General features: G+C 54.2%; 14 protein-coding genes and 1 pseudogene. 4 read left to right on the forward strand and 11 right to left on the reverse strand.

The features are described 5' to 3' along the window. Positions 1-102: 102 nt before the first annotated feature. Both MME58_RS13840 and MME58_RS13845 read right to left on the reverse strand, forming a co-directional pair. The gene (locus MME58_RS13840) at positions 103-678 is read right to left on the reverse strand and encodes a hypothetical protein (RefSeq protein WP_082427112.1); all 576 of its coding nucleotides are present in this window, start codon (positions 676-678) and stop codon (positions 103-105) included. Between the two features lie 90 nt (positions 679-768). Continuing rightward, the gene (locus MME58_RS13845) at positions 769-1836 is read right to left on the reverse strand and encodes a hypothetical protein (RefSeq protein ID WP_233591033.1); all 1068 of its coding nucleotides are present in this window, start codon (positions 1834-1836) and stop codon (positions 769-771) included. A gap of 89 nt (positions 1837-1925) precedes the next feature. Here MME58_RS13845 and MME58_RS13850 point away from each other — a divergent pair, with 89 nt between their 5' ends. Beyond that, entirely contained in the window at positions 1926-2819 is an 894-nt protein-coding gene (locus MME58_RS13850; RefSeq protein WP_147479891.1) for a hypothetical protein, read from the forward strand. 276 nt (positions 2820-3095) lie between these two features. Here MME58_RS13850 and MME58_RS13855 read toward each other — a convergent pair. From MME58_RS13855 to MME58_RS13870, 4 genes and pseudogenes are all read right to left on the reverse strand, one after another. After that, positions 3096-3305, reverse strand: a pseudogene (locus MME58_RS13855) (LexA family protein); the annotation flags it as partial. 113 nt (positions 3306-3418) lie between these two features. Continuing rightward, positions 3419-7243 carry an anti-phage defense-associated sirtuin Dsr1 gene (gene dsr1 / locus MME58_RS13860; protein ID WP_055005073.1) on the reverse strand — a complete coding sequence of 1275 codons (3825 nt, stop codon included), beginning with the start codon at positions 7241-7243 and terminating at the stop codon, positions 3419-3421. A gap of 81 nt (positions 7244-7324) precedes the next feature. Further along, positions 7325-8845, reverse strand: a complete 1521-nt coding sequence (locus tag MME58_RS13865) for a hypothetical protein (RefSeq protein ID WP_055005072.1) — start codon at positions 8843-8845, stop codon at positions 7325-7327. A gap of 295 nt (positions 8846-9140) precedes the next feature. Then, a complete protein-coding gene (locus tag MME58_RS13870) occupies positions 9141-9281 on the reverse strand; it encodes a hypothetical protein (protein ID WP_158506042.1) in 141 nt (46 codons plus the stop codon). 296 nt (positions 9282-9577) lie between these two features. Between MME58_RS13870 and MME58_RS13875 the strand changes: the two genes are divergently transcribed. Further along, positions 9578-10240: an HAD family hydrolase gene (locus tag MME58_RS13875; protein WP_055005071.1), complete on the forward strand. Its 663-nt coding sequence runs from the start codon at positions 9578-9580 to the stop codon at positions 10238-10240. Between the two features lie 380 nt (positions 10241-10620). On the opposite strand, the gene MME58_RS13880 is transcribed toward MME58_RS13875, so the two are convergent. From MME58_RS13880 to MME58_RS13895, 4 genes are all read right to left on the reverse strand, one after another. After that, positions 10621-11025 (reverse strand): hypothetical protein, encoded by a 405-nt coding sequence (locus tag MME58_RS13880; protein WP_055005070.1) that lies wholly within the window; start codon positions 11023-11025, stop codon positions 10621-10623. A gap of 208 nt (positions 11026-11233) precedes the next feature. Beyond that, entirely contained in the window at positions 11234-12847 is a 1614-nt protein-coding gene (locus tag MME58_RS13885; protein WP_055005069.1) for a hypothetical protein, read from the reverse strand. A gap of 27 nt (positions 12848-12874) precedes the next feature. After that, entirely contained in the window at positions 12875-13039 is a 165-nt protein-coding gene (locus MME58_RS13890; protein ID WP_082427110.1) for a hypothetical protein, read from the reverse strand. A 172-nt stretch (positions 13040-13211) separates the two neighbouring features. Next, entirely contained in the window at positions 13212-13526 is a 315-nt protein-coding gene (locus tag MME58_RS13895; protein ID WP_055005068.1) for a DUF7693 family protein, read from the reverse strand. A gap of 113 nt (positions 13527-13639) precedes the next feature. Between MME58_RS13895 and MME58_RS13900 the strand changes: the two genes are divergently transcribed. After that, positions 13640-14461, forward strand: coding sequence for an NADPH-dependent oxidoreductase (locus tag MME58_RS13900; RefSeq protein WP_055005067.1), 822 nt, complete (start codon positions 13640-13642; stop codon positions 14459-14461). Positions 14462-14631: 170 nt separating this feature from the next. Here MME58_RS13900 and MME58_RS13905 read toward each other — a convergent pair whose 3' ends face one another. Beyond that, a complete protein-coding gene (locus MME58_RS13905; RefSeq protein WP_055005066.1) occupies positions 14632-15138 on the reverse strand; it encodes a hypothetical protein in 507 nt (168 codons plus the stop codon). A gap of 339 nt (positions 15139-15477) precedes the next feature. Between MME58_RS13905 and MME58_RS13910 the strand changes: the two genes are divergently transcribed. Then, positions 15478-16179, forward strand: a complete 702-nt coding sequence (locus MME58_RS13910) for an abortive infection family protein (RefSeq protein WP_233591034.1) — start codon at positions 15478-15480, stop codon at positions 16177-16179. The last annotated feature ends 292 nt before the right edge of the window (positions 16180-16471 follow it).

Consider the following 16471-nt stretch of genomic DNA (forward strand, 5'->3'; position numbering starts at 1 on the left):
CTTCCCCGTGACCATACGGATAGCCGTCATAGCAGTCCTGCTCAACCGTAGGCCTCCTTTGCTCCACCACTGGAAACGCCACTAATCTTCAACGGGCAGCCACTACAATCCCAATGTCTGCCTGCGGAACGCGCCCAGGCCTGCCACCCACTCACGAGAGATATGATGAAGCGTCTGGGCAAGCTCACGACAACATTCCGGCGTAAAAATCGTCGGTAGCCCCTCGGGCGTAACCACATATTCGAAAATATTACCGTGGCATAGGGTGTGGCGAACGTTGACGAGACGAACAGGGTTCTGGCGAGTCAGGAGATTCGCCTCAAAATCCTGCTCGCCGGGAAAGATCAAGCAATCGATGCTGATGCCGCTATCGCGGGCGAGTCGCAGCAACCCATTGCTGAAGGTGGAGAACTTTTCAAGTTTCTCGACGCTGGCAAGTTTTTGCAGCTGGGCGATCGTATTGCGAAGCGATGCTTCGATCCCTGTCAAAAAGCCAGTGCAGGCAGGAAGGTAAAGCTCATGCCTCAGGGCGTCTGATGCCTGAATAAAAAGCCAATGGCTTTCTGCCCCCAGTGAATGCTGGAACCAGTAATTGCGTTCTTCGTATTTTACTCGCTGCGTGTGGAGAAAGCTGTCAAGGTCTGGATGGTCAACAGGGAAATCATTGGGGTCGTTCACGCTGGTAACCTCGTTTCAACTGATAATGCGTGCAGGGCCTCGACCCCGCACTGGTGCTGTGAATCTATGCCGCATCCACGACGCAGTTCATCAAAGGGTGTCGGGCTTGGAAATCCATTGCATCACATCGTCCACGCCTGCTCGGTTAGCCCGAGCACAAAGCGTCTTACCGATTTTAAACGGGGCATCTTCCCTACAGCGCTCTGCAAACCGGACGAAATTTTTATCGGCCGATATGATGATGTCCGCGTCCACCAGGTGAGTCGCCAGTCGAGTGTCGCCAGGCGTCCCGGGCGTTACCTTGTGCCACGCTTGGAGAAACTCAAATGATCCCCGCAACCATTGCCGCGGAACTGCTGCGGGGTCTAACTCGTGTAGCCACAGGCGATTCATCGATTCGGGCGATGAAAGCATTGCCTGCACGTCAATCTCGCAATCTAGCCATTCGCTGACCGCACTTTCGTACACCTGCAGCTCGGTCTTGAACATGTGCAAGCTGGGTACCCGCCAGTAGTGCACAGGATTGCCAGTCCAACCCGGCGTGCCTGCTTCAGGAATATGACCAATGTACTCTAGGTGCGTATGCCCCCCAGGCTTGGCTTTCACCAGTCGTTGTCTTATCGCGAACGATTCTTCCACGGCCAGGCGCGCCTCTTCGTCCCTTCGGACACTTTCATTGGTTGGAGGCGTTTCGATCTCTCGCCGGGCACGATCCCAGTACCCACCAGCTCGCCTTACCCAGTCATATCGGAGCCGATTGAATTCCTTCATGTTGGGCTCGGCTATGACCCATTCAGGGCGTAGCTTTATGATCTGGGACTTTATCTCAGCGCATTCACTGAACACTTCGGGCATCAAGCGCTTCCAGTCCTTTCTCGTCAGCAGCTGAAGCACCTTTCGGCGCGCCTCGGGCACCGGCAGTTGCTGCACCTCATCCACTACAGCAGGAGAAACGACAATATCCACACCTGCCGCCCTGGCAGTGGTGACAAGCTCGGCGCCGGCACCTTCATTCGCTATGTAGCTCCAGATGTTTGTATCCAAAAAGAATCGCATGAACGCTTTTTTAATCCTGAAAACTAGTGGGAAATCTCGCTGAAAGAACCACGACCAGCGCGAGACCAGAGCAAACCAGCTCGGCGCTTCGATTGCCAGCATCGTACCCACCCGAGTGTACAGGGCCGGCCATAGCGATGAGGTACACTCGAAAAGAAGAACGAATGCCACACCACTGCGAGGTCAAATCTATGGCTAACGACATACCGTCCACAGGAGATGGTGGATGCTCAACTGGGGAGCTAGAGATCTACAGTCGATCGCCTAACGGGCAGTTCCTCCCAAGGCTAGACTATGCGAAAAACCTGCTCAGGAGCATTAGGGTTACGAATGTTCAAATCAACGTATCAAACCCTGACCCTACACCGATCATAGACGCACTCAAAGCCTTGCCCAGGCAGATGCTGCAAAAGGAGCTTTCGACGCGCTACCACTCTATCGTTGACCTCTATTCGCATTACCTACACCTTCAAGACGATGGCTTCCTGAAGGAAGTTTTCACGCTCTGCGCAATTGACGCTCCGAAGTTTGAATCAGGCTTGAGCGATGAGCTTGCTGCGATTGACTTGAAGAGCTATACACACAATTTCGAGCTACAGCAGCTGCAACCGTTATCAAGCCTCTGCAACGCCTACCTTGGATTGCTCACCTACAACTTCCACGCAATGACAGTCCTTTATCCTGATCTGGCGAAGGGGGAGGATGTAATTCAGGGCCACGTAGAGCGTGCTATCGAGAGTCTTAGGGGCAAACTGCGCCAAACGCTCAGGCCTAACGACAGAATCAAAGGTTCTCTGCTGCTCGAAGCATTCAGCGAAACAAATAGTGATCGGTTCGGACGCTACCTCCAATACGAAGACAGAAGCGACTCCTACCGTGGGATACAGCTCCTAGTGGCCCAAGCTAATATAAATGAGAGCTGGAAGTCGGAAGTCTGCTTTGAAAAGCCCAGCGTCAATGATGATCATCGAAAACTCGCGGATAAGCTGATTGAGCTGATCGACAGCTTCAAGGCCATGCTAACCGCCAAGCAGAATTATCGATCCTCCGGCGGCGGGGGCACGGGCTTCCCAATCGAAACCTAATCCAGTCCGATAAATATCGACGGGCTACCAGAACTGGCAGCCCTCGAATAGCAATTCATCTGCAGCTACGAAGACTGAAGGCGTCCGCACACGACACTGGAAATGGTTGCTCCGGGTTGCAGGCATTCCTGAACCACCTGGGCCTTGGACGGTTGGGATAAGAGCTTCGTGGCCGCATGGAAATATTGGCGATAAGGGCGATCGCGTCCGCTTAAAATACGCGGACACCATCGCCCTTGATGCTGGAGTTCGGAAGGTGACTTGGCCGGACGCTTACAAAATGCCCGCCGGCGACATGCTGTCCCCCTTGGTTTCACCGAGCCAAACGTGCGGAGCTCTGAGGTCTACCAGGTGGTCCAGGGAGATCGGGGCTTCGTAGTGATCGGCCGCTGGGCTGGGAAAGCCGCCCGAGGCTCGGCCTGACAGCACCTGGAGGAGGGTGGGGAGCTCAGATTCGGTGATCTGACGTAGGGGGATGAGGTTCATAGGAGCATTTCTTGTGGTACTGGATGCATATACAGTACACGGTAGAGGTGGTATCAGCCATCCTTTCACGACGAGCTGAAGCCACCATCTCACTAAACGTCGGCCGGGCGGAGCTACCTCCGGCGCCTGAGGTACTCTCGAAGCTGCTGATACCGAATATCTTCTTCTAGTGTTCGATCAGCCTGAATGATTGACGCCAGACATTGCTCAAGCTCTTCAGATGCCCAAGGCTGGTCGTCGATGATGGAGCTCAATAGCTGCAGAGCTAAGGCAGGAAAGCGGCTGGACAATTTAGACTCGGCGAGGCAATGCACCACATAATGTGGATGTTCCAATGGGCATAACCAAGCCTCCACCGATCTGAGTGCCGCAGGGAATTTGCTCCCAGCGGCTAATGTCATCTGGATCAGTGATTCCGCAATCCTTGCAGTTCCCAGCTCTCGGGATTTTGGCCAGATCTGCTGCCAGAACGGTCGGATCCTGTTCTCCCAGTATTCTTCTCGCTGATCCACAGCACCCTCCAGCGCTTGGGATAATGCCTGGGCTGATTCTTCAAGGCCTTCTAGGGGTAGAGCCAAGAAAGCCATCTGGAATTCTTCAATGGTGTAGTCATCAGTGGGGCCGAGTGCCGCGTATGTAAAAAGACCCACAAACTGTTGCTTGTGCTCCCCAAGCTCTTGGTAGTGACGTGCAGTTTGCAAAAAGTAAGTTTTAAAGGCCGTTAACAACGGCTGGTACAATCGAGGCGACCACAAGAAGCCCTCCCAAATCGCCTTCGCCTCTACCGGATCCTGATCCCAGTCCAGCAGCGGCAAAAGATGACGCTCCGTCCACGGTCGATCAACGCGAAAGAGCGCTATCAGGTTTGATCCAAGGATGACGCGACCATGGCGATAGCGCGCGACGCTTGTGTCGGTCAGTGTGCTGAAGAACCGCTTATAGGTAGGGGAGAGCCCGGTGTTGTCATGCAGCACCAGCTTGAACCACCGGTTTGTTAGACTCTGAGCAACCATGCCTATGGGGTGATTGATCGCTTCGGTGACTGGCTGGTCGATAGGCGCGCCGTTTTGCGTCATACCAGTATCTGGGTCAAGCTGGAGATCCATCAGGCGCTGACACAGCGCGAAAAGATTGTCCTCACCTGCGATGTTGGCTTTGGAAACTTCCTGCAGCCAGCTTGCCAAGCTATGGGCGAGTTCAAGCAACACATGGTCTGGCAGGTTCAAGATGATTGCTGCGCCATACTGCCATGAACGTACAACGAGACGAGTATCGATCCAGGCTCTCAGTGCCTCGCTCCATCTATTGATCGGCCATAGCTCTTCCTTTGCGAGGTCGTCCAAGGCGTACAAGCTGTTTAGAAGGTGCTGACGACAGACGTCACTCCAGGTGTCTCGGCTGCGGTTGTGGGTATTTTCCGGTGCAAGCTTCAGCCATTGCCCCAGCTCTCGTCTTCTTGTGGGAGCAACTGTAACAACGATGTTGTTCTCGTAATCGGCGTCACCGCTGCCGCTCATCCAGTGAGAGAACTCGTCGCGTTCGTTAGCCGACAGGCTCCATTGGGGGTAGGCTTGAGTTAGCTCCGTGAAGCGCGTCGATGCATTTTTGCCTAGAACCAGTCCGGAGCTTTGAAGCTTGGCCAGTCGCAGCCAGATGGAGTGGTCAGCGGTTGCTCGCCAGCGCTCTGGTTCCAAATCGTCCCGGTACATGTCACGGGGCGGCCCTTTCAAAATTGCTTGCTGTAAACGGGCAGCTGTTCCTCCAGTTAGGTCGTGGCCTTGCAAGACCAACAAGCGCAGTACCTCCCTCTTCAGATCCACAGTCCACAGCCACCATCCGTCATCGGAGAGTAACCATGATGTCCAAAGTTTTGGAGCAATAGTTCCATTCCGGCTAGCGGCGAATAGAGCTAAGCGTTTGAAGGTAGGGTATGAGCGACCAAACCAAGTCTCCGCGATCCTGATAGCCCGGATGGGATTTATCTCCCGCTCACTTTCCCATGCATCTCTGAGCAGTTCTATCAAGGTTGTCCAATCGCGAAAACCACGATTTTGAGGGTGTGGTGCGATGGAGGGTAAGTCCCAGTGGGAGCGATCACTGCGGTCTTCGGCCTCACCCATGACATGAAGCAGATCCAGAGCATCGGAAAGGAGGTGCTCAAAATCATCGAGCAATGTCGGTAGGGATTCTTTCCAGCGTTCACTCGAAGAATCTTTGAAGGTTGATCTGACATGATCCGAGGCCAATGCAAGCTCCCAATCCACGAGATCCCGGACGCGCTTGGGATTTTCTGGGCTGCTGACTTCTTGATCCCAGCGAAACGGCTTCTTAAGTAGCAGCTTGGGAGCGAGCAGGTCGCGCAGCTCAAGTCGGAGGAGTGGCGTCATCCCTTCTTGGTTAAAGCGCTCCTGCCATCGGTAAAGGTCAGTTTCTCTCCACGGCGATTTCACCCGGCCACCGAGTAGTACTCGCCAAAGCGTACGCATGTGCGGGCTGGGGATAGCGTTGGGCGAATGGCTACGGATTTCCCTAAGCTCGGACACCTTGCCGTCGCGTTCAAATTTCCCCAATTCGTTCAGGCGCCCATCGACGAGCCATTCCAGGCGATCGTGTAGACGCCCACCTTGGCCTACCAGCCATAAAATCAACTGAGGATCGTTCAGATGCCTAGTGAGCCAGCGGGATAACTGGAACATCACCTGATCCCAGTCGGAATTTGATGTGCCTCCGGTCGCCAGCCTCATTCTTGGAGCAAGCATGTAGGGGGTTGGCCGATCCACAAGGTTGAACTGGAGCTTCGCATCGACGTCTTGTTTAGAAGGCACTCCGAATCGATTGAGGTCGCTGTGTTTGAACCGTGCTTGTGAGAACGCTTCGGTCAACCACTCCAGAGGGGGCGCCGGATTGAAGTCTGCAAATTGTCGAGCAGGAAGGCCTGATTTATCAGACAGTGCCCATAGCATTCGCCCTACGAAGTCATCTTCCTTTGTACTCGCTGAGGGCCTAGCTAAAGCATTTAGCCCGACCATGCGTTCCTTACCGGTGATGCCATCCCGGTAAGTCTCGCTCCAAGCTTGCAACGTTTTATGCAGTGCCGAGTGATCATGGCTGCCTGGAACAACATCGTAAAGGATGGGAGTGACGCCTTTGGCTTCCCACTCGGTAGTGTTGCGAGCCTCCTGGCCAACCTCGCAATCACCAAAGGCCCAGGCTTGCAACGTGCTCTCTCCCAGCATGCGATCCGCTGCCAATGCGTCCATCATGTACCGCAGTACGGGATCATTGATGCTGTAACCGATGAAGCACACGATGTAGTTCCTGAAAAGCTCGCTGACGAACCGAGCGGCCCAGCGTTCGGTAAGATAAGCCAGCCCGAAATCACCGCTTGTCATGACCAACCGGTTTAACGCGCTTTCGTTTGCGTCTTTCGGCAGCAATCCATGTAAGAAAACCAACCCGTCCCAACGACTGTTTTTTGGGATAGGTAACATCGGGGCGGTGTGCGCATGGAATGCTTGGCCGGTACGTCGCGCAGCGGTGTCAAACACCCGGTCGAAGTTCGTTGTCACCAGCCTCAGTGCACCAGCCCGAGTCCGAGAGAGCCTTAGCAACGCCGCGTGTGAGTCTGTAGCACCTTTGCGTCGTAGGTTGGGCTTCAATGCTTTAGCCAAGGCCTCTCGAACAGTTTTGCGTTGGCCAGGAATTCGCCGTTCCAGAAGATCAAGCGTCGCGTCGAATTGGCCTTGCTTGAAGGCCTCATCCTCAATGCTGTTTCGGGTAGTCCCAGTTATTGAGTAAATCTGGTCAACGAGTCCCTTGAAACCGGGTAATCCCGCAGGGTAGGAAATTCCTGCTCCGCAAAAAAAAACTACTCGACCCTCTTCGTGTGCTTGCAGAAGCTCTTCGGGCACGTCCGGCCCATCAGCTACAAATTGCATTCCCTTGCTCCTTAGTTTCGTGAAACCCGCGGGTAATCTGCTGCCCGTTGAATTTATCTATATCGATTTCGGCAGCTACATTTAGGTATTGAGGGGATGGTTCCGAAAATGCTGTTTATACGTGGCGATCAGGGATTTGTTGTGGCTCTGCTCGGCAATCGATAGCAGCTCCAGACCCTCCTTGTAGGCCAAGCGATATTTGTCAGTAAGTGCCTGCTTCGACGTGATCAGAGCCTTCGACGCCTCGGTCAGTGATGCGTTTGTCCATAGCTCGAATGATAGTTCGCACTGTTTGTACTCGGAGTGTCCTTTAACAAAATCGCGGAGTGTGGGCAGGCGTTTATTCAGCCATTTTTCAACTTCGGCGTGGTCTACAGTGCCATTTGGGCGGTGCCCTTTGCACTCGATGAATACCAAGCTTTTCCGACTTACCCTCACCAGCACATCTATCTCGGCCCCGGCGCCTGTGACCTGACTGACGACTTTGCGATTGAGCGTGATGTCTGTCGGATTATAGAACTCACGCGCGATCTCGGCGCCCACGTACTCGAACAGGCAACCTCTCAGCGTGCTCGCAGCTCCTTCGATTTTGAGAAGAGCCTTGAACAATCTATCGAGCTTCTCGGGTTCACGAGCGGACTGTGCTGTCGAGGTCAGCGTCTGGGTCAGTTGCTTCAGCGCCTGGGCAACCTCTGTACCCAGCGCCGTATCAATGGTGGCAGCAATAGCCCCATTTGCTTTGATCCGTTTCATGGCCTCGCTGGAGTATGAGTCAGCGACAAACATTTGGAGCATGGGCGAAACCTTGGCAAATCCTCGAACATTCATACATTTTTTGATGAACGTCTCAATGCTGGCCTCGGATAGTTTACCCCCTAGATAAATGTCGCAAACAAATGAGCCAGGCTTGATCTTGTTCTGCTCCGTAGACTTACCCAGCAGCGGAAACAGGTAACAAGGCGCGGCTAGATCCCAGTAGTTTGGGCCTGCGTTTGGGGCATCGTCGGCTTCCCCCCGAATGAGCACCTGGTTGTAACCGCCGACCCCCAGATTGCGGGCCCATTCTTTTACTGCGCTGAGTGCGAGGGATTCGGCTACCAACCTAGCCTTCAGCGCAGGGACATCGATGTCATCGTCGCGCAGTGTTCCAAGCGCGATACATTCCCCAACGCCGTCCACGTCAACTGACCTGGCAAGGTTGGCTGCTAACAAGTTCTCAATCAAGCGGTCGGCGCTTACCTGCTTCTTCTGCAGCTTAGGAGCGCCACAAGCGGTTTTGAAGTGCTCCAGCGGGAGAATGCCGCCGCGTTGTGTCAACGCCAGTAGGCCAGAATAGCAGTGATGGTTGGACGCTTTTAGTGCTTCGAGAAGCCTCTCGGAGAACATCTTCATGCCATAGTGCGTATCGAGGTAAAGGAAGCGGGCTCGGTGAGGAAAGACTATGCCTTTCAACCGACGCACTGTTGTGAAGGAGCGGCTAATTGCTTGTCTTGCGGCGTCGCTGGACATTCCATGAATGGCTGCCAGCTTCTGCGCAACATCGGTGCTGAGCTGAGGGCCATGCTTTGCAAGGATCAGCTCGACTTTGTCAGCTACATGCACGTTGGGGATTCCAGAATGATGCGGCGAAAATCTAGGCGAATGTAGGTATGTCACACTGCGCTATTTATAAGCCCTATTTAAGGGCCGAGTCTCGATGTTTTTCGATTGTCTGAGTGAGGCCCCGGTTGACGGGGTGTTCAGACTACCTCCAGTACCGATCCGTCTTCTGATGTCACAATAGCGGGAAAGCCCTGATGCATTCAACGTTTCTGCGGGCCTCATTTCCACTAGTCAAGTCTACTACCCCCAGCACTCCATCTCGCCATACTACAGGGGCGAGTCCGCGTGTTTCCCTTCACGCATAATGGGCACCGGCGTCCGGTTCGTAGATTTTGATGTGCGATCCGCCGGCACGCTTCGCCCGATAGAGCGCCTCATCCGCATGACGCAGAAGCGAATGGCCGTCTCTTCCCGCTTCGGGGTAGGGATTCTTCATTGGCAGGCTATCGTCTGATGTCAGTACCGCTGCACACCGCCTATCGGAAGGGCGTGTTGACTACAAGAGCTGGTCTTCCGCGGCCTGACATTCACGGATGGCTGGTGACTATTTAGATCAAGATCAATGCATTGAAGGAATGCATAAGCTTGGATTAGGGACGAAAGCTCACGTTGCCTAAGGGTACTCCTGCCGGACATTCGCGCTGGACAAATCTGGCTACGATGGTACGGTCATTTGCTCGCCATGAATTAGCTCTCCAGCAGTTCAGTTCTACGATTCGAACAGGTGAATTCATGATCTCAGCCGTTGTTTTCGATGCCTTCGGCACCCTGCTCAACCTCCAAAGCAAACGGCATCCCTTCCGGCAGTTGCTCAAGGAGGGGATCGCTTCCGGTCGTAGGGCCAGCCCGGATGATGTGCGGGTACTGATGAGCAACCCATGGTCGCTGCAAGATGCTGCGGATCATTTGGGAATCATTGTCTCGCCAACTCGATTGAAGGCTTTACAGGACGACCTGGATCGCGAAGTCGCATCGATCACTGCGTTCGAGGATGGCGTCGAGGCGGTTGCTTTGTTGCGCGCAGAGGGCGTGCGAGTGGGCATATGCTCCAACCTTTGCGAGCCTTATGGGGCAGCTGTCCTTCAGGCGTTTCCTGATCTCGATGGTTACGCCTTTAGCTATCAAGTCGGTGCGATGAAACCGGACGCCGTGATCTACCAGTCCATCTGCAACGCATTGCAGGTGAAGCCTGGGCACCTGTTCGGCGATCAGCATGACCAAATCGCGATGGTGGGCGATTCGCTGAAGTGCGATCAAGATGGGCCCAGGGCAGTGGGGATGTTGGGATTTCATCTGGATAGGTCGGGCAGGGGGGGAGTGCGGGATTTGGTTCAATTCGCGCAGCTGGTCATTGAGTCAAGACGCGGTCACCTTAAGGGCGGGTTTGGGGACTGAGGGACTCAACAAACGGCGCAATGAAAGGGGTGATACCAAACCAGTTGGAGAATGCCAGAGGCGCTGCTTCGAGATATTTCGCAACGCCTTCGAGGACATCGAAGTCGTCACGTTAGACAAGTTGATAGGCTAGTTTTTCGTATGCTGACTCAGCACTTGGCATCGGTGGATCCGGCCGACACCCCTGCTGCGTTCTGAAAGGCCTCATGGGCCTGTATTTACGGCCGATCGACGCGGTCGTATCCCACACAGTGATCTCGGTCGACCTGAGCGTAAAACTTAGGAGAGTAGGGCGCCCGAACTCATCCATAGGTGCTGGAGGCAAAAGTAACTACCCAAGTAAGTTGTCTACCGCTCTGAGCATTCAGAGGATCAGCGATTCAGCATGCCGTATCAGCTTCAAATCCATGCGCGCAGAAGTCTAGGTTAGGCCAATAGTTCTGGTACACCTCATAGTCGAGTCCGACGGCGTCTGCGCGGTTCTGAGCATTTATAACGTGCCATGCGCGATACATCCTGCTCTTCCAGTCAGCTTCATTCACCAACAGAAACGCGGTGTCCCATGACCAACCGTCTTTCATGAGGGTAGTCACGAAGTATTCTGCCGCGGCATTTGCACAGCCAGCGTCGAGTGCAATCATCCTGTCTAGGATCGAATAAGAGATACCCATCGCCTGGAAGATGGATACCCCTTGGCTGTCCTGCTTGTCACAGGACTGCGGAATATTCGGGTTTCCGTTCAGCTGTGGGATGATGGCAAAGATTGTAATGGTCGAAGAAGTCACGGGCGCTGCCTTTATTATTATTGTTGTTTTATTTCATGATGCTTGTGGAGCGAGCGTTGGCGCAACACATGAAATGATGTCTGCCCGGGCAATCCTGACCTGAAATAACGAAGCAAGCGGAGCGCGCAGACACGCTCATGGGCCCGAAGGGCCAATACATCGACGAAGTCGGTTGCCTGATTCACGACCGACGTCGTGGTGTATTCGATCACATCAGAAAATAGTGAATCTTCTCAAGTCCTAGGATGCCGTAGGAATTTCGGATGTTCTCTTCGGTTGGTTCCTTATCTCGCAGCCAACGAACAGGAATGTCTAAATAATTCGCCCAACGCACGCCTTGCTTGAACCGTCTCCATTGCTTGGTCTTCGCGATTACCTCCAGGTACTGGTTAACCAGCGAATACTGCAGGTCTCCGGCGGAGTACTTAGCGAGCTGGAAGGCTGTAGCGTAGTGGCTGGATGCAGAGTCATAATCCTCTTTTCGATAGCTCACGATGCCTTTCAGCCAATGCACTAGCCAAGGGAGACGTTCAGCGACACCTGCCGACTTCATCTCTGCATGTAGCGTTTCTACTGCTGACAGGGTCACGCCTGAGCCATTTCTCATGGCCAGGGCTCGCTGCAGGTAGTGATCAAACAGTTCAGGCTTATCAATTCTCCAACGAGAGATGCCATCCGACCGAACCCTGGCTGCGTAGGCACCGTAGTGACTCTCAATCCATTGAACGACGTCGTTGGGGAGGTGGCCGTCGTCATCTCTATGGCTCAGCAAGAGCTCGCTCGCATTGTGGCGTTTGCTCTCAAAAAAGGCCCAGAAATCTGGGGCCATCTTTATCCCAAGCTCTACCCGTTCAAATGCTTCGGCCTGACCTCTTTTATCTGTTCCCACTTCCACAAGATGATGGGCCAGTCTCGACGCGACCTCATCGTTGAGCTGGCTCATGTACTCATTGATTTCAGTCCTTATCCAGCCGTAATAGAGTCGGGTTTGGCTCAGGATATCGGTGAGGTATTCGGTGCCCAGCTGCTCCTTGATATCTTTCGAGACGCATGTGGTGATCCTTGCGATAACGGCGCAGGTCACAATACCGTCTTGAAGTCTTCGCTCGACGGGTCTCCCGATCGACGACAAGGCCTGGAACGAATCCCCCAGGATGCTCACAAGCGTCGGCACAGATGGCAGGTGCTGTCCGTTTTTCCAACTCCTCACCGCCCGCTCATTCTGCTTAAGCTTCGTCGTATCACCGGCCACACCGATTGGATCATGGAAAGTGGCTAGCGCGAGACCACAAGAAGCGTAAGCCCAGCCGAGCACCTTATCCAACGAAGTTGAAAGCTTGCCCTCGACGTTGGAAGGAAGGTACCAGCAAGGCTCCATAGGCTGGGAAGCTGCATAGATATAGCCTTGGAATACCACCCAGTTGCGCGCCAGCGACCTCACCGCAACGTCAACGGCATAGCTAGTCAGGAAGAAGCGCGTGGTGTCCCGTTTAGTCATCATGGTGCCCATGCTTTTGACCATGGACGAGTATGACCAATTCAGCTCATTGAGCAGGTCTCGAATCTGCTCGGCCCAGAAGGGGCAACGAATATAGCGCCCCAACGAATGGGTCAGCAGCTGAGCAATGTCTTCAAAGGCTTCTTGTAGGTTGCAGTCCTCCTTCGCCAGCCGCTGCATACGCTTCTGGTATGTTTTTGCCGTGCTTTCATCAAACTCTGTTTCGTCATCTCGGTTACGGGCTTTACGGGGCATTACGCCGCAAGCCGCCACGGCGTATTGAGCAACATCGCCAAGGGTAGGGGAGGTGTACTGTCGTTCCATCGATAATGCCCCGAAAGCCGCTATTGCTTATTGCTGGTTAGGGTTGAGTTGCTTGCCCCGATTGCCATGCACTCGAGAGTTGGTGATGTTTGACCCGCTCGTTCCTCTGTTGACGTTCAGGGTATCCGAGCGATGGTTCGCCTGGGTACGTTGGGTCGAAGACTGCTGCGAGCCGGAGGTTTTCTTAGTCATGGTGAAGCTCCTGAGAGGAGCGCTACAGGCTAGCTGCATGCGCTCTGTGGGTGGTGCACTCAGGTTAACTAGCCAGGGACGTAGTCTCTAGGTCGAAATTGGCGACGTGTTTTTCTGATAGTACGTGCACCGGTACTTTTGATGACGCTCCCCGTTGTCCTCTGGCGGGCGATTACAGTTTGCTGACCAATTGTTCAAGCTGAGCATGCTCCCAGGTGCTTAGAAGCTCTAAAGGGTCAGTACCAAATTGCTGCGATGAGTCAAAGGTGTAAGCACGGCCGGCTGGGCAATAGCAGCTATCGCAGTAATCCAGCGTCTCGCAATCGTTGTAGAACGTGATGACCCATCCATCGGTTTCAACAGTCATCATGCCGCAGTACATCTCAGTCCATGACTTCTCACCCAAGCGGCGCATGGTGCGAACGCCTAAGGCAATGTCGCGGAGCACTTGATAGGCCTCGCGGGCGGTAAGCGGTTTTGCTGACAAACTAAACGCCCTGTGTGGATCTGCTTGGGGTGTATGGTATATGAAAGTTTCAATAGGACGAGTGCCGCGGTGCTGGGGATTTGATAGCCTCGGTCTCTATCTGGAGATCTCGAATGACAGACAACGCCCAATCGAAACTGGCTGCCCGTTATGGCGCGGCGGACATATCGCCCTTCAATCCTTGGAACGACACGATCGGCCAACTGCTCGATCATCGCAGTGTTCGCGCGTTCACTGATCAGCCACTGCCCGACGGCACCATCGAGACTTTGGTCGCCGCGGCGCAATCAGCGTCGACCTCGTCAAACCTGCAGGTATGGAGCGTTGTCGCTGTTCAGGACAGTGATCGGAAGTCGCGGCTCTCAGCATTGGCAGGAAACCAGGCATACATCCGCCAGGCGCCTCTGTTTTTCGTTTGGCTTGCCGACCTCTCCCGGGTTGCTCGGGTGGCTGAGCAGCAAGAGATACAACTGGAAGCAGTGCCTTACCTTGAGAGCCTGTTGCTCGGCACGATCGACGCTGCCTTGGCCGCCCAGAATGCCGTGGTGGCTCTGGAATCATTGGGGTTAGGTAGCGTGTACATCGGTGCCATCCGAAACGATATTGAAGGCGTGGCCAAGGAGCTTGGGTTACCTCCACAGGTCTATCCGGTTTTCGGTCTCTGCGTCGGCTATCCCTCTGCAGAGCGGCCAGCACCGGTGAAGCCAAGATTGCCGCAAGGTGCGGTGCTTCACCACGAGACCTATTCGGCGACCGCAGATGTGGAAGCGGTGGCTGCATACGACGAGCGCTTGGGGACGTTCTATCAGCGCGAGGGGATGAAAGCTTCCGGGTGGTCAGAGCAGGTGATCAATAGGCTTCGCAGTGTTTCGAGCCTGCATGGACGGGAAGAGCTTGTGGAAGAGCTGAAGCGGATGGGATTTGGGTTGCGCTGAAGACTCATCGCATCGAATTCGGGCTTGAACCTGGCGCAACGTCACCTTGGCGCTGTCACGCTACGCTCATCAAAGCGCTAGGCTTACATGGTCGCCCCTATGAAGCCCCTATGTTCCATCTGGCGGTAGCGCTAAACGCCTACTACCGGATGTCTACTCCTCGTTCGCTTTTAAAGCTTGAAAACCAACTCGGGCCGGGGAGGGCGTCCTACCAAAGAACAGATAAGGAACTCAGAAGGATCGTTGTAAGAATTCAAGCAGGAAGCCCAATGCTTGACCTCTTCATTCCAGTCCGGTTTGCAAAAGTCGGCGTTAGGCCAGTAGTTATGCACATCGCTGTAATCAAGCTGCGCGGCAATGGCTCGCTCGGCGCCGCCGATGATAGTCCAGGCGGCAAGCATGCGGGTTTTCCAATTGGGCGCGGTGAGTATGTGTACGGGGTCATAGGGTTCGAACCCCAAGGCCGCCACTTCAGCATCAAAACCAAACATGGAGCCGACTGAGCGACTGGCATCCGATCCATCCTCAGTGAGCGCATCGACCCAGCACAATAGATAGCCAAGCGCTTGGAATTTGCTGAGGTGACGGCTCTCATTTTTTTCGAGGGTGTAATCGGCAATTTCATGATCGCCTTTTCGTGATGTGATTGTGCGAAAGGTAAATATGGCTTGTGACATGAAATGCGCTCCTTATTATTCTTGTTCTTGCCATGGTGCCTATGGAGCAAAAGTCAGCGCAACTCTCAATGTATGAATCCTCAGCGCACGGCGCAGTAAGTCAATCTGCAGGGCCTACGCGGCTGTTCAGTCGATCACCGATGGTAGTGACCTCACCGGCTCAGGTAGAATCGAACGCACGCCCTACGAGATAACTGGCTAATGGATAAGCTCCCGATACCTGCGTACGTTTTGGCTGCTGTCGCTGACGCTGTGTCCGAGACAGAGACGCATGCGAGCTTGGATAGCCTATTCATGTATGCCGAGGCACCCGGTGATCCGCCTGACGGAAGCAAGGCTGTGAAGGCACTTGAATGGCTTCGCCGCATCAATAAAGAGTGCGGCGACCGTTCGCTCTCCGTCATTGGACGCATCATCGAAAAATACATGGAACCGGCTGACCCGAGTCCCAGTTTTTGGCAGACAGAAGAAGCCATTGAGGCTCAAAAAACTAGGGTGAAGAGGGTACGGGACAGCTTGGCCAGGGCCGGATTCACCTACAGCTCAGGAGGGATATTGAACCGGGGCCAAGGAATAGCCACCAAATCTCTGGCAGAGCTGGTCAAGGCGCGGAACATTGAGGTTATAGATTTTGAATTCGACCGAGCACTGAAAAATGTGACGGCGAGTCCCCGTGAAGCTGTATCCGCTGCATGCAACATTCTCGAAACCGTATTCAAGATCTACATCGAGGAACATACCCACCTGAGTATGCCTGCCAAGCAGGATCTTCAGGCGGTGTGGAAGGTTGTTAAAATCGACCTCGGCTTGGATGCGTCTATCGTCGAAGAGCGAGATCTGCAGGAGATCATCAGTGGGATCATGGCCACTGTTAATGGGATAGGCGCGTTACGTACTCACGGCAGCACAGCACACGGATCGGTGAAGCGCCCCTACAAGCTCAAACCTAGGCATGCAAGGCTTGCCGTCCATGCAGCGCACACTATCGCGGCGTTTGTCCTTGAGACTTGGGATGAGCGAGTGTCGAAATCGGTCGCGTAACCGTGCTCACCACACACAGAGAAGCAGGATGTCCCGTGGTGAGCCGTGAGCCACTCGATTGGGCATCCAGCCAGAAGACGTCGGCGTCTGGTGAGACCTAAGGCTCACAGCTCCCGTGCAAAGAGAAGCTTAAGGTCGCCTGAGGGCGTTGCAGACGCCCTAGGCGTGAAGTCGCGTGCATCACACCGTTCCACGATGGCATTGGAACCGTGAGGTTTCTGCACACAGGAGGCGTCCGAGTACATATGCTCGAACCTCTGCGAGCCTTAGGGCCTGCGGTGTTTAAGGCGTC

The organism is Pseudomonas syringae pv. tagetis, from assembly GCF_022557255.1.
GTDB classification, from domain to species: Bacteria; Pseudomonadota; Gammaproteobacteria; order Pseudomonadales; family Pseudomonadaceae; genus Aquipseudomonas; species Aquipseudomonas caricapapayae.

Bases quoted from the DNA above. Each gene is read 5' to 3' on its own strand.
- MME58_RS13845 (WP_233591033.1), bottom strand. From the start codon at position 1,836: ATGCTGGCAATCGAAGCGCCGAGCTGGTTTGCTCTGGTCTCGCGCTGG.
- MME58_RS13850 (WP_147479891.1), top strand. From the start codon at position 1,926: ATGGCTAACGACATACCGTCCACAGGAGATGGTGGATGCTCAACTGGG.
- dsr1 (WP_055005073.1), bottom strand. From the start codon at position 7,243: ATGCAATTTGTAGCTGATGGGCCGGACGTGCCCGAAGAGCTTCTGCAA.
- MME58_RS13870 (WP_158506042.1), bottom strand. From the start codon at position 9,281: ATGAAGAATCCCTACCCCGAAGCGGGAAGAGACGGCCATTCGCTTCTG.
- MME58_RS13875 (WP_055005071.1), top strand. From the start codon at position 9,578: ATGATCTCAGCCGTTGTTTTCGATGCCTTCGGCACCCTGCTCAACCTC.
- MME58_RS13885 (WP_055005069.1), bottom strand. From the start codon at position 12,847: ATGGAACGACAGTACACCTCCCCTACCCTTGGCGATGTTGCTCAATAC.
- MME58_RS13890 (WP_082427110.1), bottom strand. From the start codon at position 13,039: ATGACTAAGAAAACCTCCGGCTCGCAGCAGTCTTCGACCCAACGTACC.
- MME58_RS13900 (WP_055005067.1), top strand. From the start codon at position 13,640: ATGACAGACAACGCCCAATCGAAACTGGCTGCCCGTTATGGCGCGGCG.
- MME58_RS13905 (WP_055005066.1), bottom strand. From the start codon at position 15,138: ATGTCACAAGCCATATTTACCTTTCGCACAATCACATCACGAAAAGGC.